This window comes from Variovorax sp. GW821-FHT10C12 (assembly GCF_059415405.1).
Genome location: NZ_JBWKNE010000007.1, coordinates 249,955 through 271,675 on the forward strand (window position 1 = coordinate 249,955; position 21,721 = coordinate 271,675).

The 21,721-nt window shown below is 68.7% G+C and carries 19 protein-coding genes; 10 read left to right on the forward strand and 9 right to left on the reverse strand.

From position 1 onward, the window contains the following. Positions 1 to 151: 151 nt before the first annotated feature. From AC07OH_RS25860 to AC07OH_RS25880, 5 genes are all read left to right on the forward strand, one after another. Positions 152 to 3,763: an indolepyruvate ferredoxin oxidoreductase family protein gene (locus AC07OH_RS25860; RefSeq protein WP_495302618.1), complete on the forward strand. Its 3,612-nt coding sequence runs from the start codon at positions 152 to 154 to the stop codon at positions 3,761 to 3,763. A gap of 258 nt (positions 3,764 to 4,021) precedes the next feature. Then, positions 4,022 to 4,357, forward strand: a complete 336-nt coding sequence (gene yajC / locus AC07OH_RS25865; RefSeq protein ID WP_099793994.1) for a preprotein translocase subunit YajC — start codon at positions 4,022 to 4,024, stop codon at positions 4,355 to 4,357. 89 nt (positions 4,358 to 4,446) lie between these two features. Next, complete coding sequence (gene secD / locus AC07OH_RS25870) at positions 4,447 to 6,330, forward strand: protein translocase subunit SecD (RefSeq protein ID WP_495302619.1); 1,884 nt, start codon at positions 4,447 to 4,449, stop codon at positions 6,328 to 6,330. A gap of 18 nt (positions 6,331 to 6,348) precedes the next feature. Further along, positions 6,349 to 7,311 carry a protein translocase subunit SecF gene (gene secF / locus AC07OH_RS25875; RefSeq protein ID WP_489060724.1) on the forward strand — a complete coding sequence of 321 codons (963 nt, stop codon included), beginning with the start codon at positions 6,349 to 6,351 and terminating at the stop codon, positions 7,309 to 7,311. A 112-nt stretch (positions 7,312 to 7,423) separates the two neighbouring features. After that, positions 7,424 to 9,811: a DUF1631 family protein gene (locus AC07OH_RS25880; RefSeq protein ID WP_495302620.1), complete on the forward strand. Its 2,388-nt coding sequence runs from the start codon at positions 7,424 to 7,426 to the stop codon at positions 9,809 to 9,811. A gap of 55 nt (positions 9,812 to 9,866) precedes the next feature. Here the strand turns inward: AC07OH_RS25880 and AC07OH_RS25885 are convergent, their stop codons facing one another. The 3 genes from AC07OH_RS25885 to AC07OH_RS25895 form a co-directional block, all read right to left on the reverse strand. Next, positions 9,867 to 10,403 carry a Smg family protein gene (locus AC07OH_RS25885; RefSeq protein ID WP_062478246.1) on the reverse strand — a complete coding sequence of 179 codons (537 nt, stop codon included), beginning with the start codon at positions 10,401 to 10,403 and terminating at the stop codon, positions 9,867 to 9,869. 148 nt (positions 10,404 to 10,551) lie between these two features. Further along, the gene (gene dprA / locus AC07OH_RS25890) at positions 10,552 to 11,694 is read right to left on the reverse strand and encodes a DNA-processing protein DprA (protein ID WP_495302621.1); all 1,143 of its coding nucleotides are present in this window, start codon (positions 11,692 to 11,694) and stop codon (positions 10,552 to 10,554) included. 33 nt (positions 11,695 to 11,727) lie between these two features. Next, a complete protein-coding gene (locus AC07OH_RS25895) occupies positions 11,728 to 12,951 on the reverse strand; it encodes a LysM peptidoglycan-binding domain-containing protein (protein ID WP_495302622.1) in 1,224 nt (407 codons plus the stop codon). Positions 12,952 to 13,111: 160 nt separating this feature from the next. Between AC07OH_RS25895 and def the strand changes: the two genes are divergently transcribed. The 5 genes from def to AC07OH_RS25920 are packed head-to-tail and all read left to right on the forward strand — an operon-like array spanning position 13,112 to position 16,161. Next, complete coding sequence (gene def, locus AC07OH_RS25900) at positions 13,112 to 13,633, forward strand: peptide deformylase (RefSeq protein WP_489060734.1); 522 nt, start codon at positions 13,112 to 13,114, stop codon at positions 13,631 to 13,633. Further along, positions 13,630 to 14,130 carry a hypothetical protein gene (locus AC07OH_RS25905; protein ID WP_495302623.1) on the forward strand — a complete coding sequence of 167 codons (501 nt, stop codon included), beginning with the start codon at positions 13,630 to 13,632 and terminating at the stop codon, positions 14,128 to 14,130. The genes def and AC07OH_RS25905 overlap by 4 nt, the downstream gene beginning before the upstream one ends. Further along, positions 14,127 to 15,083 (forward strand): methionyl-tRNA formyltransferase, encoded by a 957-nt coding sequence (gene fmt, locus AC07OH_RS25910; protein ID WP_495302624.1) that lies wholly within the window; start codon positions 14,127 to 14,129, stop codon positions 15,081 to 15,083. Before AC07OH_RS25905 ends, fmt begins: the two co-directional genes overlap by 4 nt. Beyond that, positions 15,083 to 15,823: an AzlC family ABC transporter permease gene (locus AC07OH_RS25915; protein WP_495302625.1), complete on the forward strand. Its 741-nt coding sequence runs from the start codon at positions 15,083 to 15,085 to the stop codon at positions 15,821 to 15,823. The genes fmt and AC07OH_RS25915 overlap by 1 nt, the downstream gene beginning before the upstream one ends. Beyond that, on the forward strand, positions 15,820 to 16,161 hold the full coding sequence (locus AC07OH_RS25920; protein ID WP_369630623.1) for an AzlD domain-containing protein: 342 nt from the start codon (positions 15,820 to 15,822) through the stop codon (positions 16,159 to 16,161). The genes AC07OH_RS25915 and AC07OH_RS25920 overlap by 4 nt, the downstream gene beginning before the upstream one ends. 10 nt (positions 16,162 to 16,171) lie before the next feature. Here AC07OH_RS25920 and AC07OH_RS25925 read toward each other — a convergent pair whose 3' ends face one another. From AC07OH_RS25925 to AC07OH_RS25950, 6 genes are read right to left on the reverse strand one after another with little or no spacing between them, the layout of a single operon-like run. Further along, entirely contained in the window at positions 16,172 to 17,146 is a 975-nt protein-coding gene (locus AC07OH_RS25925) for a Bug family tripartite tricarboxylate transporter substrate binding protein (RefSeq protein ID WP_062478265.1), read from the reverse strand. 41 nt (positions 17,147 to 17,187) lie between these two features. Beyond that, entirely contained in the window at positions 17,188 to 18,153 is a 966-nt protein-coding gene (locus AC07OH_RS25930; protein WP_495302626.1) for an MBL fold metallo-hydrolase, read from the reverse strand. Continuing rightward, complete coding sequence (locus AC07OH_RS25935; RefSeq protein ID WP_495302627.1) at positions 18,150 to 18,368, reverse strand: DUF2783 domain-containing protein; 219 nt, start codon at positions 18,366 to 18,368, stop codon at positions 18,150 to 18,152. Before AC07OH_RS25935 ends, AC07OH_RS25930 begins: the two co-directional genes overlap by 4 nt. Next, a complete protein-coding gene (locus tag AC07OH_RS25940) occupies positions 18,365 to 20,020 on the reverse strand; it encodes an FAD-dependent oxidoreductase (RefSeq protein WP_495302628.1) in 1,656 nt (551 codons plus the stop codon). Before AC07OH_RS25940 ends, AC07OH_RS25935 begins: the two co-directional genes overlap by 4 nt. Before the next feature lie 7 nt (positions 20,021 to 20,027). Next, positions 20,028 to 21,149, reverse strand: coding sequence for an alpha/beta hydrolase family protein (locus AC07OH_RS25945; RefSeq protein ID WP_495302629.1), 1,122 nt, complete (start codon positions 21,147 to 21,149; stop codon positions 20,028 to 20,030). Then, positions 21,142 to 21,696: a VOC family protein gene (locus AC07OH_RS25950; RefSeq protein ID WP_139700734.1), complete on the reverse strand. Its 555-nt coding sequence runs from the start codon at positions 21,694 to 21,696 to the stop codon at positions 21,142 to 21,144. Before AC07OH_RS25950 ends, AC07OH_RS25945 begins: the two co-directional genes overlap by 8 nt. Between the last annotated feature and the right edge of the window lie 25 nt (positions 21,697 to 21,721).

A 21,721-nucleotide genomic window follows, 5' to 3' on the forward strand; every position in this document is an offset into this window, starting at 1 on the left:
CTGAAAGTCGTTTTTCCGAGGCAAAAAACGCAAACACCTGTCGCGGACCCCGGCATACACTTTGCGTCACCATGGGCTTGCGCCCTACCGGGCACAGACCCACACCCCTCAGCCAGGCCCACAAAGCCCTGCCAATACGGAGACAGAGAACATGAACGCCCCGCTGCCCGAGCACATTCGCCGCGCGCTAGAAACCGTCACGCTCGACGACAAATACAGCCTCGATTACGGGCGCGCCTTCATGAGCGGCGTGCAGGCCCTGGTCAAGCTGCCGATGCTGCAGCGCCTGCGCGACAAGCAGGTCGGCAAGAACACCGCCGGCTTCATCAGCGGCTACCGCGGCTCCCCGCTCGGCGGCTACGACCAGGCGCTGTGGAAGGCCAGCAAGTTCCTCAAGGAACAGAACATCGTCTTCCAGCCCGGCGTGAACGAAGAGCTCGCGGCCACGGCGCTGTGGGGCACGCAGCAGCTGGGCTTCTCGCCCCAGGGCACCAACAAGTTCGACGGCGTCTTCGGCATCTGGTACGGCAAGGGCCCGGGCGTGGACCGCTGCTCCGACGTCTTCAAGCACGCCAACATGGCCGGCACCACCGCCTGGGGCGGCGTGATCGCGGTGGCCGGCGACGACCACATCTCCAAGAGCAGCACGGCCGCACACCAGAGCGACCACATCTTCAAGGCCTGCGGCACGCCGGTGTTCTTCCCGGCCAACGTGCAGGAAATTCTCGACCTGGGCATCCACGCCTTCGCGCTGAGCCGCTTCTCGGGCGTGTGGTCGGGCATGAAGACGATCCAGGAGATCGTCGAGTCGAGCGCCACGGCCATGATCGACCCCGAGCGCGTCGACATCGTCATTCCCACCGACTTCGAGATGCCGCCCGGCGGCCTGCACATCCGCTGGCCTGACCATGCGCTGGAGCAGGAAGCCCGGCTCATGCACTACAAGTGGTACGCCGCGCTGGCCTACATCCGCGCCAACCGCCTGAACCACAACGTGATCGAAGGCCCGAACGACCGCTTCGGCATCATGGCCAGCGGCAAGGCCTTCAACGACACGCGCCAGGCGCTCATCGACCTGGGCCTGGACGACGCGGCCTGCCGCCAGCTGGGCATCCGCCTGCACAAGGTGGGCGTGGTGTGGCCGCTCGAAGCGCAGCTCACGCGCGATTTCGCCACCGGCCTGCAAGAGATTCTGGTGGTCGAGGAGAAGCGCCAGGTCATCGAGTACCAGCTGAAGGAAGAGCTCTACAACTGGCGCTCCGACGTGCGCCCCAACGTGGTCGGCAAGTTCGACGAAGGCGCCAGCTCCACGGACGACGGCTACTCCGGCGGCGAATGGTCGATGCCCAACCCGACCTCGCACACGCTGCTGCGCGCCAACGCCGATCTGAACCCGGCCCTCATCGCCAAGGCCATCGCCGCGCGCCTGAAGAAGACCGGCCTCTTGGCCGCCGCCGGCGCCGACATGGCCGCGCGCATCGACGCACAGCTCGCGATCCTTGAGGCCAAGGAGCGCGCGATGGTGGTGCAGCAGGCGTCCACCAGCGTGGCCGACGCCACGCGCCAGCCCTGGTTCTGCTCGGGCTGCCCGCACAACACCAGCACCGTCGTGCCCGAAGGTTCGCGCGCGATGGGCGGCATCGGCTGCCACTTCATGGCGACCTGGATGGACCGCTCCACCATCGGCTTCACGCAGATGGGCGGCGAGGGCGTGCCATGGGTCGGCCAGCAGCCCTTCACGACCGACCAGCACATCTTCGCCAACCTGGGCGACGGCACGTACTTCCACAGCGGCCTGCTCGCCATCCGCCAGAGCATCGCGGCGGGCGTGAACATCACCTACAAGATCCTCTACAACGACGCGGTTGCCATGACCGGCGGCCAGACCGTGGGCGAGCGCCCCGAGGGCCACTCGGTGCTGCAGATTGCAGAAAGCCTGCATGCCGAGGGCACGAAGAAGGTCGTCATCGTCACCGACGAGCCCGAGAAGTACGAGGGCGTGAACGTCCCCGGCGACCACGTGCAGGTGAAGCACCGCGACCTGCTCGACGACATCCAGCGCGAGTTCCGCGCCATGGCCGGCACCACGGCCATCATCTATGACCAGACCTGCGCGACCGAGAAGCGCCGCCGCCGCAAGCGGGGCACGGCCGTCGATCCGGCCAAGCGCGTGGTCATCAACGAGTTGGTCTGCGAAGGCTGCGGCGACTGCAGCGTGCAGAGCAACTGCCTCTCCGTGGAGCCGCTGGAAACCGAATTCGGCCGCAAGCGCACCATCAACCAGAGCAGCTGCAACAAGGACATGAGCTGCCTGAAGGGCTTCTGCCCGAGCTTCGTGACCGTCGAGGGCGGCCAGCTCAAGAAGAAGGGCAAGAACAAGGCGGCCACGCCGGCCGAGTTCGGCCTGCTGGCCGAGCCCGCCATTCCGTCGCTCGCGGGTGGCAAGGTCTGGGGCGTGGTGGTGGCCGGCGTCGGCGGCACCGGCGTGATCACCATCGGCCAGCTGCTGGGCATGGCCGCGCACATCGAGGCCAAGGGCATCGTCACGCAGGACGCGGCGGGCCTGGCGCAAAAGGGCGGCGCCACCTGGAGCCACGTGCTCATCGGCGACACCCAGGACGACATCCGCACCACCCGCGTGGGCACCGCGGCGGCCGACCTGATCCTGGCCTGCGACCCGCTCGTCACGATCAACGCCGAGACCATGGCGCGCATGCGTGAAGGGCGCACGCACGTGGCGCTCAACAGCCACAGCGCGCCCACGGCCGCCTTCGTGCGCAACGCCAACTGGCAGAACCCCGAAGACGCCTGCGCCGCTGAAATTGCGCGTGCCGTGGGCATCGACGGCCTGGGCGCCTTCGACGCCGATGCCGCCGCCACCGCGCTGATGGGCGACACCATCTACGTCAACCCGATGATCCTGGGCTACGCCTGGCAAAAGGGCTGGGTGCCGCTGGCGCACGAGTCGCTGATGCGCGCCATCGAGCTGAACGCCGTGGCCATCGAGAACAACAAGACCGCCTTCGAGTGGGGCCGCCAGGCCGCCGTGCGCCCGGACGAGCTGCAAAAGCGCGTGCGCCCGGGCCAGGTCATCGAGTTCAAGAAGCGCGAGACGGTCGAGGCCCTGGTGGCGCGCCGCGCCGAGTTCCTGACCGGCTACCAGAACGCCGCCTACGCCGAGGAATACAAGGCCTTCGTCGGCCGCGTGCAGCAGGTCGAGTCGGCCGTCGGCAAGAGCACGGGCCTGGCCGAAACGGTGGCGCGCTACCTGTTCAAGCTCATGGCCTACAAGGACGAGTACGAAGTCGCCCGCCTGCACACCGACCGCACCTTCCTGGACCGCGTCGAGGGCATGTTCGAAGGCGACTACAAGCTCAACTACCACCTGGCGCCGCCGCTCATGGCCAAGAAGAACGCCAAGGGCCAGCTGCAAAAGCAGAAGTTCGGCCCCTGGATGCTCACGGGCTTCCGCTTCCTGGCGAAGCTCAAGGGCCTGCGCGGCACGGCGTTCGATGTCTTCGGCCGCACCGAAGAACGCAAGACCGAGCGCGCCCTCATCGGCGAGTACCGCGCCAGCATCGAGGAAGTGCTCAAGGGCCTGCGTGCCGACAACCACGCGCTGGCGCTGGAGATCGCGGCGCTGCCGGAGCAGATCCGCGGCTACGGCCACGTGAAGGAGCGCAACCTGGCAGCGGCCCGCACCCGCTGGACCGAGCTGATGGGCAAGTGGCGCAACCCCCAGGCGCAGCGCGCAGTGGCCTGATCCGCCAGGCCCGTTTCCCCTGACAAAGAGCGCCCTTGCGGCGCTCTTTGCTATTGAAACGATAGCTGAAAGCCCTCCGGGCCGCGCCGGATAAGGGCGCGAAACGGCCATCTGCGACGAATACAATGCCCGACTGCGCGCGGCCTCCCCCGCCGAGCCTCTGACTTGCGGCCCGCATCCCTCGTGGGCGCGGAACCGCGGGCCCGGCCTGCGCATCTGAAGTCTTTTTCTTCTCTCTTCCCTCTGCTGGAGACTCTCTTGTTCATTTCCTCTGCTTTCGCTCAAACCGCGCCCGCAGCCGCCGGTGGTGGCGACATGTTGTCTTCGCTGGGCAGCATGCTGCCGCTGGTGCTGATGTTCGTGGTGCTGTATTTCGTCATGATCCGCCCGCAAATGAAGCGCCAGAAAGAAGCCCGCGCCATGATCGAAGCCCTGGCCAAGGGTGACGAAGTCGCCACGGCCGGCGGCGTGCTCGGCAAGATCACGTCCATCAGCGACCAGTACCTCGGTCTCGAGATCGCCAACGGCATCGAGATCAAGATCCAGCGCAGCGCGGTGGTCCAGGTGCTGCCCAAGGGCGCCGTCAAGCAATAAAAGCGTGAGCTGAACCTTGCGCTTCACGGCGCAGGGCCCCAAGTCACGCCGTGTTCCATTTCTGTAACGCTTGTGAAAAGCGCCTTCTCATGAACCGTTACCCGGTCTGGAAGTACACGATCGTCGTGATCGTGCTACTCGTGGGGCTCATCTACGCCCTGCCCAATTTCTTCGGCGAGGCACCCGCGGTGCAGGTGTCCGCGGCCAAGACGACCGTCAAGGTCGACGCCGCCACCCAGGCCCGGGTCGAGGAGGCGCTGAAGACCGCCGGCCTGACGCCCGACCTGGTGACGCTGGACGCCGGCTCCCTGCGCGCCCGCTTCACCACCACCGACGACCAGCTCAAGGCGCGCGACGTCGTGCAGCGCGCCCTGGTGCCCGACGCCAGCGACCCGCCCTACACGGTGGCGCTGAACCTGCTGTCGCGCTCGCCCAAGTGGCTCACGGCGCTGCATGCGTACCCGATGTACCTGGGCCTCGACTTGCGCGGCGGCGTCGACTTCCTGCTGCAGGTCGACATGAAGGGCGCCATCGACAAGAAGGCCGAATCGTTCGCGAGCGACCTGCGCACCACCTTCCGCGACAAGAACATCCGCGGCACCCAGGTCAGCCGCAACGGCCAGACCGTCGAGGTGACCTTCCGCGACGCGGCTTCGCTCGAGACCGCCAAGCGCCTGATCGTGGACCAGTTCCCCGACCTCAGCACCACCGACACGCAAGACGGCACCAACTGGCGCCTGACCGCCACCATCAAGCCCGAGGCGGCCCGCCGCCTGCAGGACGCCGCGCTCAAGCAGAACATCACGACCCTGCACAACCGGATCAACGAACTCGGCGTGGCCGAGCCGGTGATCCAGCAGCAGGGCCTGGACCGCATCGTCGTGCAGCTGCCCGGCGTGCAGGACACGGCCAAGGCCAAGGAAATCCTGGGCCGCACCGCCACGCTCGAAATGCGCATGGTGGACGAAAGCGCCGAAGGCCGTGCGGCCGAACTGAGCGGCGCGCCCGTGCCCTTCGGCTCCGAGAAATTCCTCGACCGCGGTGGCCGACCGGTGATCGTGAAGAAGCAGGTGCTCGTCACCGGCGAAAACCTCACCGATGCCCAGCCCGGCTTCGACCAGCAGAGCAACCAGCCCAAGGTCGACCTGACCATGGACGCCAAGGGCGGCCGCATCATGCGCGACGTCAGCCGCGAGAACTACAAGAAGCGCATGGCCATGCTGATCTTCGAAAAGGGCAAGGGCGAAGTGCTCACGGCCCCGTCGATCAACGGCGAGCTGGGCAACCGCTTCCAGGTCTCGGGCTCGATGACGGTGGCCGAGGCCAGCGACCTGGCCCTGCTGCTGCGCGCCGGCTCGCTGGCCGCACCCATGGAGATCATCCAGGAGCGCACCATCGGCCCGACGCTCGGCGCCGACAACATCGAAAAAGGCTTCAAGAGCGTGATGTACGGCTTCCTGGCCATCATGGTCTTCATGTGTGCCTACTACGCGCTGTTCGGCCTGTTCTCGTCGATCGCGCTGGCCGTGAACCTGATGTTGCTGGTCGCCATCCTGTCGATGCTGCAGGCCACGCTCACGCTGCCCGGCATCGCGGCCATGGCGCTGGCCATCGGCGTGGCCATCGACTCCAACGTGCTGATCAACGAGCGTGTGCGCGAAGAGTTGCGCAACGGCGCCTCGCCGCAGGCCGCCATCCACGCGGGCTACGACCGCGCCTGGGGCACGATTCTCGACTCCAACGTGACCACGCTGATCGCGGGCATCGCGCTGCTGGCCTTCGGCTCGGGCCCGGTGCGCGGCTTTGCGGTGGTGCACTGCATCGGCATCGTCACCTCGATGTTCTCCGCCGTGTTCTTCTCGCGCGGCCTCGTGAACTTCTGGTACGGCCAGAAGAAGAAGCTCAAGTCTGTGTCGATCGGCACCGTCTGGCGGCCAAAGACCGACGGCGCGGCCGTGGTCGAAACCAAGTAACGGCCGAGGACCATCGCCATGGAATTCTTCCGCATCCACAAGACCATCCCGTTCATGCGCCATGCCCTGGTGCTGAACATCATTTCCTTCGCCACCTTTGCGCTGGCGCTGTTCTTCCTGTTCCACCGCGGACTGCACCTGTCGGTGGAGTTCACCGGCGGCACGGTGATGGAAGTGGCCTACGAGCAATCGGCCGACATCGGCAAGGTGCGCGAGGCCGTCACCAAGCTCGGCTATCCCGAAGTGCAGGTGCAGAACTACGGCACCTCGCGCGACGTGCAGATCCGCCTGCCCACCCAGAAGGGCATGAGCTCCGACCAGCAGAGCGCGCAGGTCATGCAGGCGCTGAAGTCGGTCGACCCGTCGGCCACGCAGCGCGGCATCGAGGTCGTCGGGCCGCAGGTCGGCGAGGAGCTGACCACCAACGGCATCAAGGCGCTGGCCATGGTGGTGATCGGCATCATGATCTACCTGGCGTTCCGCTTCGAGTGGAAGTTCGCGCTGTCCACCGTGCTGGCCAACCTGCACGACGTGGTGATCATCCTGGGCTTCTTCGCCTTCTTCCAGTGGGAGTTCTCGCTGGCGGTGCTGGCGGCGGTGCTGGCGGTGCTGGGCTACTCGGTGAACGAGTCGGTCGTGATCTTCGACCGCGTGCGCGAGAACTTCCGGCGTTACCGCAAGATGACGACCACCGAAGTGATCGACAACGCGATCACCTCGACCATCAGCCGCACGATCATCACCCACGGCTCCACGCAGCTCGTGGTGCTGTCGATGTTCTTCTTCGGCGGCCCGACGCTGCACTACTTCGCGCTGGCACTGACCATCGGCATCTGCTTCGGCATTTATTCGTCGTGTTTCGTGGCTGCCGCGATCGCGATGTGGCTGGGCGTGAAGCGTGAAGACCTGATCAAGGGCCCGCCGGTCAAGCGCGACGGCGATCCGGGCGGCGACGACCCGAACGCTGGCGCCGTGGTCTGAGGGATACTTCGGCGCCAGCTTCGCGTCACCCGCACTTGTGCGGTGGCGCATCCCGATGCAAGCTCGGGGCTGTCGTCGATGAACCGTTCTCTCCGGCCTTTCCGATCCATCAATGAGCACTGCGCGGTCCGCTTCTTCCCTGCAGCTCGCACGCGAGGCGCGTGAGCGTTTCGTGGCGGCCACGGAAGGTGCGATCGCTCCACTGGCCCAGGCCATCCGCGACCGGCTGACCGCGGTGGCGTCCGATGTCGGCAGCGCGCGCACCATGCAGGAAAGCCGCGACGACCTCGTGGCGTTCCAGGGCCACGCCTCGCAGTGGGTGTCGCTGGCGCAGACCGGCTGGCGCAAGGCGCTGGGCGCGAGCCCGACGGGTGCCACCTCGTCGGCCCCCGCGGCGCTGCGGCTGGAACTCATCGGCGACGAGGTGGTCGAGAGCAACATCCTCGCCTCGCGCCTCGCACAGACCATCCACGACAAGGCCAGCTTCGAACTCAGCGACCTGCGCCTGCGCATCCAGCACCTCGAAGGCACGCACGAGCTCGACGCCCGGGACGTGCTGAAACCCGAGACGCTGGCCCAGCTGCTGGTGGACCAGTGGCTGGCCGCCGGCCTGAGCCGCGAGGCCTGGGGCCGCGTGCAAGGCACGGTGCAGCAGGCGCTGGCCGACGTGATCGTGAAGGCCTACGAAAGCGCCAACGCTTTCCTGATCGCGCAGGGCGTGATGCAGGAGATCGACCTCAAGAGTTTCGTGCGCCGCACGGGCGACTCGGGTGGCGGCACCTCGTCCATGGGCATGCCGGTGACGTCGAACATGCCGATGGGCCACGGTGGGCAAGGCACGGCCGGTGCGGCGGTGCCGCATGTCCAGCCGCCATCGCAGCCGCAGCGACCGGGCTTCGGCTTCCAGGCGTCGGTGCCGTCGTCGGGTTCGGCCTCCAGCTCGATGATGGGCAGTTCGCCGCTCGCCTTCGCACGGCAGCGCGCGCAGACCGCGCTGCTGAGCCTCAAGCGTTTTGTCGCCGCGCGCATCGGCGGCGAGACCGGTGCCTCGCAACCGGGCGGGGTGACTGGCACCGGCGGCGGCGTGGCCGCGCCCCGCGTGTTTTCCAGAACTTTTGCCGGCGCCATCGCCGATGCCGAGGTCGCCTACCGCATGGCGGCCACGCAGTACATGGACGGCGGCGGCGAGCAGGCCACGTTGATCCAGCAGACCGCGGTCGACCTGCGCCGCCGCACGGCCGAGCTCAAGAAGCGCGCCCCCACCACGGCCGACAAGGCCACGGTCGAGATCGTGGCGCTGATGTTCCAGGCCATCCTCGCGGAAGAGCGCATTCCGTTCTCCGCCCGCGTGTGGTTCGCGCGGCTGCAGATGCCCGTGCTGCGCGTGGCCATCGCCGAGCCCGAGTTCTTCGGCACCTTGCAGCACCCCGCGCGCATGCTGATCGACCGCATGGGCTCCTGCGTGATGGGCTTCGACGCCGCTGCCATCACCGGCAGCGCGCTCGAGAACGAGATCAAGCGCGTGGTGCAGGTGATCGAGCAGTACCCCGAGACCGGCCAGCGCGTGTTCAAGCTCGTGTTCGACGAGTTCGTCGCCTTCCTCAGCCGCTACCTCACGCAGAGCGACGCCACGCAGCGCGTCATGAGCGTGGCGCAGCAGGTCGAGCAGAAGGAGACGATGGCGATCCAGTACACCATCGAGTTGCGCAAGATGCTCAACGACATGCCGGTGCGTGACGAGATCCGCGAGTTCCTGTTCAAGGTCTGGGCCGAGGTGCTGGCCATCGCCGCGCTGCGCTACGGCGCACAGGGCGAGCACACCGTGATGCTCAAGCGCGTGGCCTCCGAGCTGGTCTGGGCCGCGAGCGCCAAGCCCAACCGCGCCGACCGCGCCCGCGTCATTCAAGACCTGCCGCAGCTGCTGCAGCGCCTGCGTCAGGGCATGGACCTGCTGGGCATCGTCGGCGAGCCGCAAGAGGGCCACATCAAGACCATCGGCGCCACGCTCACCGACGCCTTCATGTCGAAGACCGAGGCCATTCCCCAGGCCAAGATCGAGGCCATGGCCGAGCGGCTGGCGCACCTGGAAGACTTCGTGAGCGACGACGGCAGCGCCTCCAGCCTGCCGCTGGACGCGCAGAGCATCGAGCTGCTGCTCGGCGTGGACGCCACGGCCATCGAGGTCATTTCCGACACCGCCGGTGTCAAGGTCGCGGAAGACATGCTCGCGTGGACCCACGAGCTGCAGGTCGGCAACTGGTTCATGCTGGACCACAACGACCGCGTCACCCAGGTCCAGTTCGTCTGGCGCAGCGACCGCAAGCGACTGCACCTGTTCGCCTCGGCCGACGGCCGCAGCTTCCTCATCCAGGCCGGGCGCCTCGCGATGTACCTGCAGGCCGGCCTGCTGGTGCCGGCCGAGGAAGAGACGCTCACCGCGCGCGCGACGCGCGAGGCGCTGGCGAAGCTCGATGCGAATCCTGAGCGGCTGCTGAACTAGTCAGCCGCGCGGCGGTTCTCGTCTGTGGGGAAGTGCGCGCAGCTCGGAGGCGAGCTCAGTGTGCCGTACGGCCTTCGCGGCTTTCGCAGAGTTCGTCGAGCACGAGGGCATCGGGCTCGATGCCGGTGCTCCAGTGCACCATCAGCACGATGATCTTGAGTTCGTCCAGCGCCACCGGGTCGCCCGGTGCGGCCATCGCGCGCTCGACGACGATCTCGCGCAGGCCACAGGGCAGCACGTTCGAGAGTTCGAGAAAACGGATGAAGCCGAGGCACTCGGCGCCGAGGTGTTCCTGCTCCGACGGCGAGTACACGCGCATCGACTGGCTCGACTGGGGCAGCGCCGCATCGGGCGCGCCGCCCAGCGTGACGCGGGCAGTGGTGATGGCGTTGTCGTCATCGCCTTCACTGGCCTGGTGTTCAAACTGCAGGCCTTGCGTGGCAAGGCTCAGGCCATCGAGCCACTGCAGGGCGTCGCGAATTTCTTCCGCCTCGAAACCGTGCGCACTGAGCTTGCGGCCCAGCTGTTCGGGTTCGGGGCAGGCATCGCCGCGCCAGTAGTTTTCATACACAAACACGAGCACTTCGAACATGGGCCCAATATAGCCTAGGAAACCGTTGCTCGCCCCCAGTCTTCGCGCACTTCGTGTCGCTGCGCCAGCCCCCTACCGGGGGCAACACCAGCGGCCCGGCAAAGCCGGTTCCGCGGTGTTCCACGAAAAAGCGGATGCAGACTGGGCGTCAGCCGACGGCGGCTCTTTGAAACAGACCGCCGGGCAAACGCGAGACATGCCCGTCGAGTTCAAGCTCGAGCATCTTCGCCTGCAGCTGGGCCGCGCTCCAGCCGGTGCGTGCGCTCAACGCATCGAGGCTCACGGGGTCGAAGCCGAGGGCGTCGAGCAGCGGATGTTCCGGGGCCGGTGAAGGCGTGTCGCTGGCGACCGTGCGAGCGGCCGGCGCGAGCGGCGGCAGCTCTTCGAGGATGTCGTTCACCGACTCGACCAGCTTCGCGCCCTGGCGGATCAGCGCGTGGCAACCGCGCGATTGCGGCGAGTGGATCGAACCGGGGATCGCGAACACTTCCTTGCCCTGCTCCGACGTGAGCCGCGCGGTGATGAGCGAGCCCGACGCCAGCGCCGCCTCGACCACCAGCGTGCCGCGCGCCAGGCCTGCGATGAGTCGGTTGCGCTTGGGAAAGTTCTGCGTGAGCGGCGGCGTGCCCAGCGGCAGCTCGCTCACGATCAGCCCCTGCAGCGTGATGCGGTGCGCCAGGTCGCGGTGCCGTGCGGGGTACACGCGGTCCAGGCCGGTGCCGACCACGGCCACCGTGGCGAGCACCGGGGCGTCGCCGGCCGCGTCGAGTGCGCCCAGGTGCGCCGCACCGTCGATACCGAGCGCCAGTCCCGAGACCACGGGCAGGCCCGCTTCGCCCAGCGCCCGCGCGAAGGCGCGCGCATGGCTGGCGCCCTGCGGCGTCGGGTTGCGGCTGCCGACCACGGCGAGGCTGCGGCCGAGTTGCGTAAGGTCGAAGGCGGCGGCGCCGAGCACGTAGAGCATCAGCGGCGGGTCGACCATCTCGAGCAGCGAACTGGGGTAGCCGGCGTCGCCGAGCGTCACGACGCGGCGCGTGATGGCGCCGCCGGTGTTGTCGTCCGCGGGGTGCAGCCATTGCCAGGTCTGGTCGACCTGCGCCTGCAGGCCGGAGGGCGGCTGCTTCAGCGCGGCGGCCTGGGCGGCGCTGACGACTTCGCCCAGCGTCGCCTCGGGCTGCGCGAAGATCGCGTCAGGCAGCCCGAAGGCCGCGAGCAGGCGGCGTGCGGCACCGTCGCCGACGCCTGGTGTCAGTGAAAGTCGCAGCCAGCCTGCGAGTTCTGCGCGTTCCAAACGAGTGTGCGAGAAAAAAGCCTCAGGCGCGTGTCAGGGATTGACGAGGAAGTCGCCGGCGCGGGGAGTGTCGTTGATTTCGAGCACCAATGCGTACGAGACTTTCTCGAAGGTGCGGAACACCATCAGCAGGCCGATGCGTTCGTTCGGCAGCTTGATGGTTTCCTTGCGGGCGCCGGTGCGGTCGAGGATGGTCTCGCCGTTCTTCAGAATGGCCAGCACGTGGCCGTTGTCGATGCCGTCGCGCGTGCCCTTGTTGATGGCCACGACCTGGTTCTGCGCGGCGTACTGCACCGCGTTGCCGTAGACCGACACGATGCGGCCGTCCACCTGGGTGGAAGGCGCGCGCGGCGCATAGCTCAGCAGCTGGCGCGGCGGCTCGGGCAGCAGGCGGTCGCCGGCGCGCATTTCCTCGCGCGACGCAATGATGTCGATGCTGGCCGGCACGACCGTGATGACGTCCTTGTCGCCGGTCGTCTCGATGGTGGTCGATTCGCCGCGCTGCAGCTGCGCCTTGCCCAGGTACTGCGCCTCGTAGCCGAGGATTTCGCCGGTGCCGGGGTCTTTCAGCGGCGTGGCGCTGCGGAAGATGCGGTAGTGCTGCACCGGGCCCGGCTTCTCGACCAGCGGCGATTCGGCATTGCCGCGCGCATAGGCGCGGTCGCCGCGCGACAGCAGCACGCGGCTGTCGTTGCCGGCCACGATGCGCGGCGCGGCGTCGAGCGTGTTGGCGTCGACCACGATGGGTTCGCTGAGGAAGGGCTCGATCAGGCTCGGGTTGAGCGTGGGCAGGGCCATGCCGGCGAGCGAGTCGAAGCGCGTGCGCGGCGACAGCTTGATGGTGCCGCCGTCGACGCCGCCCACGCTGCGGCGGGTGGTCAGGCGGGCGCGGCCGCCGCTCTTGTCCAGGTACAGCACCTGACCCGGGTAGATGCGGTGCGGGTCCTGGATCTCGTTGATGTTCATGCCCCACAGCTCCGGCCAGCGCCAGGGGCGCAGCAGGTACAGGCGCGAAATGGCCCAGAGCGTGTCACCGGGCTTGACGGTGTACTCGTCGGGCGCCTTCGGCGACAGCTCGCTCAGCGGCACGCCGGCCTGGGCGGTCTGCTGGGCGGTGGCGCGCTGCTGGGGCGTGACCGGGTAGGTCGTCTGCGCCCAGGCCGCCGTGGCGCCGCAACTGCCGGCCACCGCCAGGGCGGCCGTCCAGAAGGCAAAGAAGGTCGGGCGCTGGTGTTCGGTGGAGCTGGGCTGTGTCATGTCTGGATGGGTGAGCGCACGAAGTATCGTGGCGCATACGAATCTCACAATTTGCTACGAATTCTGCGCCCGAAGCCCTTGCAAGGGCAACGTTTTCGCGCCAATGCGCCGCGACGCGTCGCGGAATTGGCGAAAATAGCCACAACTTCCCCCCGATTTCATGGCCAAACGAATCATTCTGAGTTACCCCGACAAGCGCCTGCATACGGTGGCCAAACCGGTGCAGGGCGTGGACGCGCGCATCAAGACCCTGGTCGCCGACATGCTGGAAACCATGTACGACGCGAGCGGCATCGGCCTGGCCGCGACCCAGATCGACGTGCACGAGCGCGTGGTCGTGATCGACGTCTCCGAAGAGCGCAACGAGCCGATCGTGCTCATCAACCCGGAAATCACCTGGGCCAGCGACGAGAAGGTGCTCAACGAAGAGGGCTGCCTCTCGGTGCCCGGCATCTACGACGGCGTGATGCGCTCCACCTCGGTGAAGGTCCAGGCGCTCGACGCCGACGGCAACAGCCACACCCTCGAGGCCGACGGCCTGCTGGCTGTGTGCATCCAGCACGAGCTCGACCACCTCCTGGGCAAGGTGTTCGTCGAATACCTGTCGCCACTCAAGCGCAACCGCATCAAGAGCAAGCTCCTCAAGCAACAGCGCGAGGACATGAAAGAAGCACGGGCATGAATTGCCGCCGGGCTGCGTGGTCCTCGCTGACCGCCGCCGGACTGTTGTTCCTGGCGGGTTGCGTCAGCGAACCCACGCGCATCCAGCCCGGCACCTCCGCCGCCGAGACCCTGCAGCGCCTGGGCGCGCCCACCGGCCGCTACCCGCTCAACGGCGGCGGCGAGCGGTTGCAGTACTCGCGCATGCCCGCGGGCTTCGAGGTGGTCGACATCGACCTCGACGCGTCCGGCAAGGTCGTCTCGGTGACCCAGGTGCTGACCGAGGCGCGCTTTAGCCACGACATCCAGGTCGACCGCTGGCGCCAGAACGAGGTGCTGGCCTTCTACGGCAAGCCCTACGAAATCAGCCGCGTCAGCTCCTTCGACGGCGCCGTCTGGACCTGGCGCTACAAGGCCGTCAACGAGCGCCGCATGCTCTATATCTACATCGACCCCACCGGCGTGGTGCGCCGGTATCACACGGGGGATGACCTCGAATTCGAACGGAACCGGGATTGAGCGCGTTGAAAGTCGTTTTTGCGGGCACGCCCGAGTTCGCGCGCGTCGCCCTGGAGGCCATTGCCGCCGCCGGCCATGACATCGTCGGCGTGATGAGCCAGCCCGACCGGCCCGCCGGCCGCGGCATGAAGCTGCAGGCCTCACCCGTCAAGCAGTGCGCCGTGGCCCACAACTGGCCCGTGGCGCAGCCGCGCAGCCTGCGGCTCGACGGCAAGTACCCCGACGAGGCCACGGCCGCGCGCGACACGCTGCTGGCGTGGCAGCCCGACGTGATGGTGGTCGCGGCCTACGGGCTGATCCTGCCGCAGTGGGTGCTCGACCTGCCGGCGCACGGCTGCCTCAACATCCACGCCAGCCTGCTGCCGCGCTGGCGCGGCGCGGCGCCGATCCACCGCGCCATCGAGGCCGGCGACGCACAGACCGGCATCACCATCATGCAGATGGACGCGGGCCTGGACACCGGCGACATGCTGCTGCGCGAGGCGCTCGACATCGCGCCCGGCGAGAACACCGCCCGCCTGCACGACCGGCTGGCCGCGCTCGGCGGGCGCATGGTGGTCGAGGCGCTGGCGCAGATCGGGCAACTCACCCGTACGCCGCAGCCCACCGAAGGCATCACCTACGCCCACAAGGTCGAGAAGCACGAAGCGCTGATCGACTGGACGCAGCCGGCCGCTGCCATCGTGCGCCGCGTGCTGGCCTTCGATCCGTTCCCCGGCGCCAACAGCCCGCTCGGCGGCGAGACCGTCAAGCTCTGGGCCGCGCACGTGGCGCCCGGCACCCCGGGCGCGGCGCCCGGCACCGTCGTCTCGGCCGACGCCACCGGCGTCGCCGTGGCGGCGTCGGACGCCACCGTGGTGCTCACCGAACTGCAACGCCCGGGCGGCAAGCGCCTGCCCGCGGCCGATTTCCTGCGCGGCTTCGACCTGAAGCCCGGCCAGGTCTTCGGCTGATGTTCCTCTCGCCCACGCTGCGCCGCCAGCCCGAGTTCCGCGCCGGCATGCGCGACATGGCTTCGGCCGCGCTCGGCATCGGCGCCTGGGGCCTGATGACCGGCGTGGCCATGGTCAAGTCGGACATGAGCGTGATCGAGGCCGTGGCGATGACCCTGTTCGTCTACGCCGGCAGCTCGCAGCTGGCCGCCATCCCGCTGCTGGCCGCGGGCGCGCCGGCCTGGGTGATCCTGGCGACGGGCTTCTGCGTCAACCTGCGCTTCGTGGTGTTCAGCCTGCACCTGCGGCCCTACCTCATGCACATGCCGCGCTGGCGTCGCCTGCTGCACGGCTACCTGACGGCCGACCTGAGCTACGCGCTCTTCACGAAGCAGTACACGGCCCCGCCGACCACGCCCGCCGAGCGGCTGGCGCAAGAGGCCTACCTCACCGGCAACTACTTCGTGACCTGGTGCGCGTGGATGGGCATGAGCCTGCTGGGCATCGCGCTGGCCAACCTCATTCCGCAGACCTGGGGCCTGGGCTTTGCCGGCGTGCTGAGCCTGGTGGCCATCGTCTGCTCGATGGCGACGACGCGGCTGCGCGTGCTGGCCGCGCTCATCGCGGGCGCCACGGCGGTCGCGGCTTACGCGCTGCCGCTCAAGCTCAACATCGTGGTCGCGATCGGCGTGGCGGTGCTGCTGTGCTTCTGGCTCGAAAAGCAGTTCGGGCTCGACCCCGACGCGGAGGACGACAAGTGAGCGGCGGCGGCACCGACTGGTGGACCCTGGCCGTGATCGCGGGCCTCGCCGGCGTCACTGTGCTCACGCGCTGCTTCTTCTTCATCCTCGACCGCCCTTGGGGCCTGCCCGAGTGGGCGCACCGCGCGCTGCACTACGCGCCGGCCGCCGCGCTGGCCGGCGTGATCGCGCCCGAAATCGTGATGACGCAGGGCCACCTGATCACCACGCTGCACGACGCCCGCCTTTATGCGGCGGTCGTCGGCGGTGCTTATTACTTCTGGCGGCGCGGCGTGCTCGGCACGATGCTGGCCGGCATGGCCGTCTACCTGCCCCTGCACCTGGGCCTGGGCTGGTGATCGGCTCAGACTAGTCGAGCTTCACGCCGGCGGTCTTGATGATGTTGCCCCAGCGCTCGCTTTCTGCGCGCGAGAGCTTGTAGAAGTCCTGCGGCGTGCCGGGCAGCGCCTCGAAGCCGAACTCCGCAAACAGCTTCACCACCTTCGGTGCCTTCATCGCCTTGTGCAGCTCGGTGTTGATGCGCGCCACGGCCTCGGGCGGCATGCCGGCCGGGCCGATCAGGCCGTGGAAGGCGTAGGCGTTGACGTCGCTGAAGCCGGCTTCGACGAAGGTCGGCACCTCGGGCAATGCACTGGCGCGCTGCGGCAGTGCGATGGCCAGCACGCGCACCTTGCCCGACTTGATGATCGGCAGGCCCGAGGCCAGGTCGAGCATCATCGTCGGCACCTGGCCGCCCATCACGTCGGTCATGGCGGGCGCGGCGCCCTTGTACGGCACGTGCGTGATCGTCAGGCCCGCCTTCTGCTTGAACAGCTCCATCGCCATGTGGTGCGGCGAGCCGTTGCCGGGCGAGGCGTAGCTCACCTTGTCGGGGTTGGCCTTCACGTAGCGCACGAACTCGGCCACGTTCTTTGCGGGGAAGTCGGGGTGCACGACCAGCGCCACCGGGAAGCGCCCGATGGTGCCGATGTAGGTGAAGTCGGTCGCCGGCTTGTAGGGCAGCTTGGCGAACATGTGCTCGTTGAACAGCAGCGCCGCGTTCTCGGCCTGCATGATCGTGTAGCCGTCGGGCTTGGCCTGCATCATCACCGACACGCCGATGTTGGTCGACGCGCCGGGACGGTTGTCGATGATCAGCGGCTGGCCCAGCGACGGCTGCATGGCCTCGGCCAGCGAGCGCGCGAGGTTGTCGGTGCCGCCGCCGGCCACGTAGGGCACGATCCATTTCACGGGCTGGCTGGGGTAGGCCGCAGGCTGCGCCGACGCGAAGGGTGCGGCGGCGAGCGCGAGGGTCGCGGCCAGCAGGGGAAGGAAGCGCTTCATCGTTTGTTGTCTCCGGTTGCTTTGTTGAAAAAGAGGGCGGCTCAGGTGCCGCGCAGGATCTGCCAGAGCTCGCGGTCGCGCTCGGCGGTCCACACGACGGGGTGCTCGATGCCGCGCAGCTCGTCGTAGGCGCGCGAGACGTCGAAGGGCAGCACGTGCTGGAACACCGGCCAGCCGCCGAAGCGCGGCGTCATGGCCGCCTCGGCGCGCGCGAAGCAGCCCTTGAGCGTCTCGCCCGCGGCGATGCCCGCGCGCACGCTGTCGAGCAGCGTGGAGAGAAAGTCCTTCGTGAGCCCGATCGCTTCGGCGCAGGCCGCTTCACCCTGCAGCACCGCGCCGCGCCCGGGCACCAGCACGCGCGGTTGCAGCGCGCGCACGGCATCGAGCGTGCCGGCCCAGTCGCCGATGTAGGCGTCGCCCGCGTACACGCCGCAGTGGTTCTCGACCACGTCGCCCGCAAACAGCACGCCGCTGTCGGGCAGCCAGGCCACGGTGTCGCCGCTCGAATGGCCGCGGCCCAGCGCCATGAGCCGCAGTTCGCGGCCGTCGCCCAGCGGCAGCGTCATCTCGCGCTCGAAGACCGTGGTCGGGAAGGTCAGGCCCGGAATCTCTTCCACGCCCGCGAACAGGCGCGGGAAGCGGCCCACCTCCGATTCGAAGTCGGCCTGGCCGCGCGTGCGGATCCAGTCGAGCGTGCCGTTGCTGGCGACGATCTCCTGCACCTCGTCGAAGGCGCTCGCGCCCATCACGCGCACCGCGTGGTAGTGCGTGAGCACGATGGTGCGGATCGGCTTGTCGGTCACGCTGCGGATCGCCGCGAGGAAGTCGCGCGCCATGCGCGGCGTGGGGCGGGTGTCGATCAGCACCACCTGCTCCTCGCCGACGACGAAGCCGCAGTTGGGATCGAAGTCGCTGATGTAGCCGTAGGCGCCCGGCGCGAGTTCCTGCAGACGGGGCTTCTGCTCGCGGGTGTCGGAGGCGGAAGCGAAAGAGACGGTGGCGGTCATGGAGGTGTTGTCGTGGTCGGGGGGATGTCGTCGTCGGCCTCGGCCGCCGCGCGGATGCAGGCGAGCAGCACGGCTTGGTCGGCGCACTGGTTGGCCAGCAGCAGCACGAGGCGGGCGTTGAGGCCGGCGCTCTGCGCCTCGGTGCGGCCTTCGTGCGCGGCCAGCAGGGCGGCGTAGAAGCCGTCGGGGTCGGGGATGCGGGGCTCGGTGATCATGGGGACGAAGCGGGGAGTGCGAGCGCCGTGCGGACGGCGGCGGCGATCGTGTCGGGAGTGGCCTGCGCAAGGAGCGCGGCGCGGTAGGCATCGGGGCGCACGAGCACGAAGCCGCCCGCGCTGGGATCGATGCCGAGGTGGCGTGCCAGCGTCTCGTCGACCTGCAGGGTCGGCAGGCTGCTGTCGCCGCCCACGGCCAGCAGGTGCAGCGGCAGTGCGGCCGTCGCATCGCTCGCGGCCTGGGCCTGCGCGCGCGTCGGCGCGAACCACAGGCCCAGGCACTGCGTGCCCTCGGCCAGCAGCTGCATCAGCGTGGTCTGGCGCCCATCGGCCCAGCGCAGCGGCAGGTTCTGCACCGTGCGCCCGCCTTCGGGCAACAGCGGCGCGGCAGGGTAGTCGTTGGCGACCGACATGCGGCCCGTGTTGACCAGCGCCCGCGCGAAGGTGTGGCGCTTGGCCAGCGCCACCACGGCGCGGCGCAGCGTGTGCTCGGCCGGCGAGCGCGGCGCAAGAAAGCGCGCGGAACGGCTCGTGACCGTCAGGTTCTCCTGCGCGGCCGGGCGGCGCTCGGCGTCGTAGCTGTCGAGCAGCGCGTCGCCGGCCTGCCCCTGCGCGACCAACGCGAGCTTCCAGCCGAGGTTGGCCGCGTCCTGGATGCCGGTGTTGCCGCCGCGCGCGCCGAAGGGGCTCACCACGTGCGCGGCGTCGCCGATGAAGCACACGCGGCCGTGGCGGAAGCGCTCCAGCAGGTGGTCGCGGTAGCCGTACGGGCCGATCCACACGAACTCGAACGCCACGTCGGGCCCGAGCTGTTCGCGCAGCCGCGCACCGGCCACCTCGGGGCGGCTGATCTCGGCCGGGTCGCAGTCCTCGGGCATCTGGTAGTCGATGCGCCACACGCCGTCGGCCATCAGGTGCTGCCACACGCCGCGGCCTTCGTTGAAGGGCGCGTCGACCCAGGTCCAGCGCTCGGTGGGCAGCGGCTTCTCGAAGCGCACGTCGCTGATGCACCAGCGGTCGGTGCTGCGCGAGGCGTGCGATGCCACGCCCAGCTGCGTGCGGATCGGGCTGTTCGCGCCCGTGGCGTCGATCAGGTGGTCGGCCTCGATCGTGTAGCTGCCGGCGGGCGTCTCGATGTCGATGCGCACGCCGTCGGCCAGCGGCTCGACGCGCGTCACGCGGCTCTTCCAGCGCAGGTCGGTCACGCCGAGTTCGAGAATGCGATCGACCAGGAACCACTCGATGTAGAACTGCTGCAGGTTGATGAAGGGCGGCTGCGTCGAGACGCTGGTGGCCTGCAGGTTGAAGGTGTAGACCTCCTCGTCGCCCGAGAAGGTGCGCCCGAACGACCAGGTGACGCCCTTGGCCGCGATGCGTTCGCAGATGCCCAGGCGCGCGAAGATCTCCAGGCTCTTCTGCGCGTAGCAGATGCCGCGCGACGAGGCGCCGCGCACGCCCACGGTGTCGTCTTCGTCGAGCAGCACGGCGCGCACGCCGCGTTGCGCGAGGTCGCAGGCCAGCGTGAGGCCGGATGGCCCCGCGCCGACGATCACGATCGGGTGGCGCACGACGGTCGTGCTGTCCAACTCGGGCGGCGGCGTGAAGGGCCAGACCGGCAGCTCGTAGGCCGGTGCGAATGCAAAGTTTTCCATGGCTCTTCTACAGCGCGTGCGCGAACTCGGCGATGGCATCGGCCGCCTGCGGAATCAGGTGCGGCTGGCCCGCCAGGTAGTGGTTGCCGCCGACGATGTCGACATTGCGGATGCGCGCGCCGCCCGCGGCCATCCACGCATCGCGCGTGCTCGGGAAGGTCGACTGGTCGCCGGTGTAGGTCAGCAGCAGCTTGGGCACCGTGGTGCGCGCGAGGTTGGTGGGCCCGTCGGCCTGTGAGCGCGACGACCACTGCGAGAGGAACGCGGTGAGCGAGGTGGTGCGGCCCATCGCGTTGGCCGAGTAGTTCACTTGCCGCGCATCGCCCCAGACGCTGCCGGGCAGGCGCGCGTTCGCATCGAGCGACAGGTCGACGCAGCGCGGATCGGCATGCGTGCGGTAGACGACGAAGGTCTGGTCGCGCGGCGCGCCGGGGGTGCCGCGCAGCAGCGCGAGGCGCTCGAGGCACCACTGCTCGATGCGGTCCATCCGCGCCTTCTGCGCCGCGCTGAAGCGCGCGAGAAAGTCGGCCTCGTAGGGCACGCGGTGGCGCGGGTCGTACATGTCGAGCGCGGGGTCGACCGAGAGGGGGTCGTGCTCGTCGGTGACCGAGGGGTCGATCCAGTCGCGCATGAGCCGCGTGCGGCCCAGGTGCGCGGCGCACAGCGCGAGGCCGTCCACCGGGGGCAGGTCGCTGGCGTGCAGGTGCGTCGGGTCGCCGTCGGGCAGGTGCGTGGCCGTGAGCTGCTCGGCCTGCGCCTGGTAGAAGGCCGAGAGCGCGGCGCCGCCCGAGTTGCCGACCAGGAACACCTTCTCGTAGCCGGCCGCGCGCAGGTACTGCACGCCGGCGCCCAGGTCCTGGATCGCACGCTCCATCAGCAGCACCGTGTCGTTGCCGACGAAGCGCGAGTTCAGGCCCATGCAGCAGATGCCGCGCTCGGCCAGCGGGCCGATCAGGTAGTGGCCCATGAAGTTGCTGGTCGGGTGCATCACGATGGCCGCGATCTTCTTCGGCCCCGGCGGCGCGCGAAAGGCGCCGTAGATGCGCGGGCGCAGCAGCTGCAGGCCCGACTGGCTGTCCATGGCCGCGCCGGGCTTCACGTCGATGACGGCGAGTTGCAGCTCAGACATGCGATGCGCCTTTCGCTGCGCGAAGCGCCGCCTTGCGCGCGGTCCACGCGTCGAGGTCGGCATGGGCATGGCGCGCGTGCGCGTCCATCTCGGTTTGCGGCACGGTCGGCGTGGTGAGTTCCACGCGGATGCCGTTGGGGTCGAAGAAGTAGATCGACTCGATGATGTGGTGGTCGGTCACGCCCAGCACCTCGACGCCCGCGCCTTCGAGCCGCGCCTTGGCGGCCAGCAGGTCGGCCACCGAGTCGACGCGCAGCGCGATGTGGTTCACCCACGAAGGCGTGTTGGGCGAGGGCAGCGCGGCGGTGTCGTCGCCCAGGTCGAAGAAGGCGATGTACGCGCCGTCGCGCATCTGGAAAAAGATGTGCACGTAGGGGCAGTACTCGCCCGTGCTCGGCACGTGGTCGTTCTTGATGACGTGGGCCAGCGGCAGGCCCAGCAGGTCTTCGTAGAAGTGGCGGGTTTCCTCGCTGTCGCGGCAGCGCCAGGCGAAGTGGTGCAGCCCGCGAATGGGTGGGGGCGCCGTGGGGGTGGCGGTCGTCGGCATGTCGTGTCTCCGTTGAGGCCGCGAT

What these genes read in the sequence shown, in the direction of transcription:
- AC07OH_RS25860 (WP_495302618.1), top strand. Translation starts at nt 152, where the DNA reads ATGAACGCCCCGCTGCCCGAGCACATTCGCCGCGCGCTAGAAACCGTC.
- secD (WP_495302619.1), top strand. Translation starts at nt 4,447, where the DNA reads ATGAACCGTTACCCGGTCTGGAAGTACACGATCGTCGTGATCGTGCTA.
- secF (WP_489060724.1), top strand. Translation starts at nt 6,349, where the DNA reads ATGGAATTCTTCCGCATCCACAAGACCATCCCGTTCATGCGCCATGCC.
- AC07OH_RS25880 (WP_495302620.1), top strand. Translation starts at nt 7,424, where the DNA reads ATGAGCACTGCGCGGTCCGCTTCTTCCCTGCAGCTCGCACGCGAGGCG.
- AC07OH_RS25885 (WP_062478246.1), bottom strand. Translation starts at nt 10,403, where the DNA reads ATGTTCGAAGTGCTCGTGTTTGTGTATGAAAACTACTGGCGCGGCGAT.
- AC07OH_RS25895 (WP_495302622.1), bottom strand. Translation starts at nt 12,951, where the DNA reads ATGACACAGCCCAGCTCCACCGAACACCAGCGCCCGACCTTCTTTGCC.
- def (WP_489060734.1), top strand. Translation starts at nt 13,112, where the DNA reads ATGGCCAAACGAATCATTCTGAGTTACCCCGACAAGCGCCTGCATACG.
- AC07OH_RS25905 (WP_495302623.1), top strand. Translation starts at nt 13,630, where the DNA reads ATGAATTGCCGCCGGGCTGCGTGGTCCTCGCTGACCGCCGCCGGACTG.
- AC07OH_RS25915 (WP_495302625.1), top strand. Translation starts at nt 15,083, where the DNA reads ATGTTCCTCTCGCCCACGCTGCGCCGCCAGCCCGAGTTCCGCGCCGGC.
- AC07OH_RS25925 (WP_062478265.1), bottom strand. Translation starts at nt 17,146, where the DNA reads ATGAAGCGCTTCCTTCCCCTGCTGGCCGCGACCCTCGCGCTCGCCGCC.
- AC07OH_RS25930 (WP_495302626.1), bottom strand. Translation starts at nt 18,153, where the DNA reads ATGACCGCCACCGTCTCTTTCGCTTCCGCCTCCGACACCCGCGAGCAG.
- AC07OH_RS25935 (WP_495302627.1), bottom strand. Translation starts at nt 18,368, where the DNA reads ATGATCACCGAGCCCCGCATCCCCGACCCCGACGGCTTCTACGCCGCC.
- AC07OH_RS25940 (WP_495302628.1), bottom strand. Translation starts at nt 20,020, where the DNA reads ATGGAAAACTTTGCATTCGCACCGGCCTACGAGCTGCCGGTCTGGCCC.
- AC07OH_RS25945 (WP_495302629.1), bottom strand. Translation starts at nt 21,149, where the DNA reads ATGTCTGAGCTGCAACTCGCCGTCATCGACGTGAAGCCCGGCGCGGCC.
- AC07OH_RS25950 (WP_139700734.1), bottom strand. Translation starts at nt 21,696, where the DNA reads ATGCCGACGACCGCCACCCCCACGGCGCCCCCACCCATTCGCGGGCTG.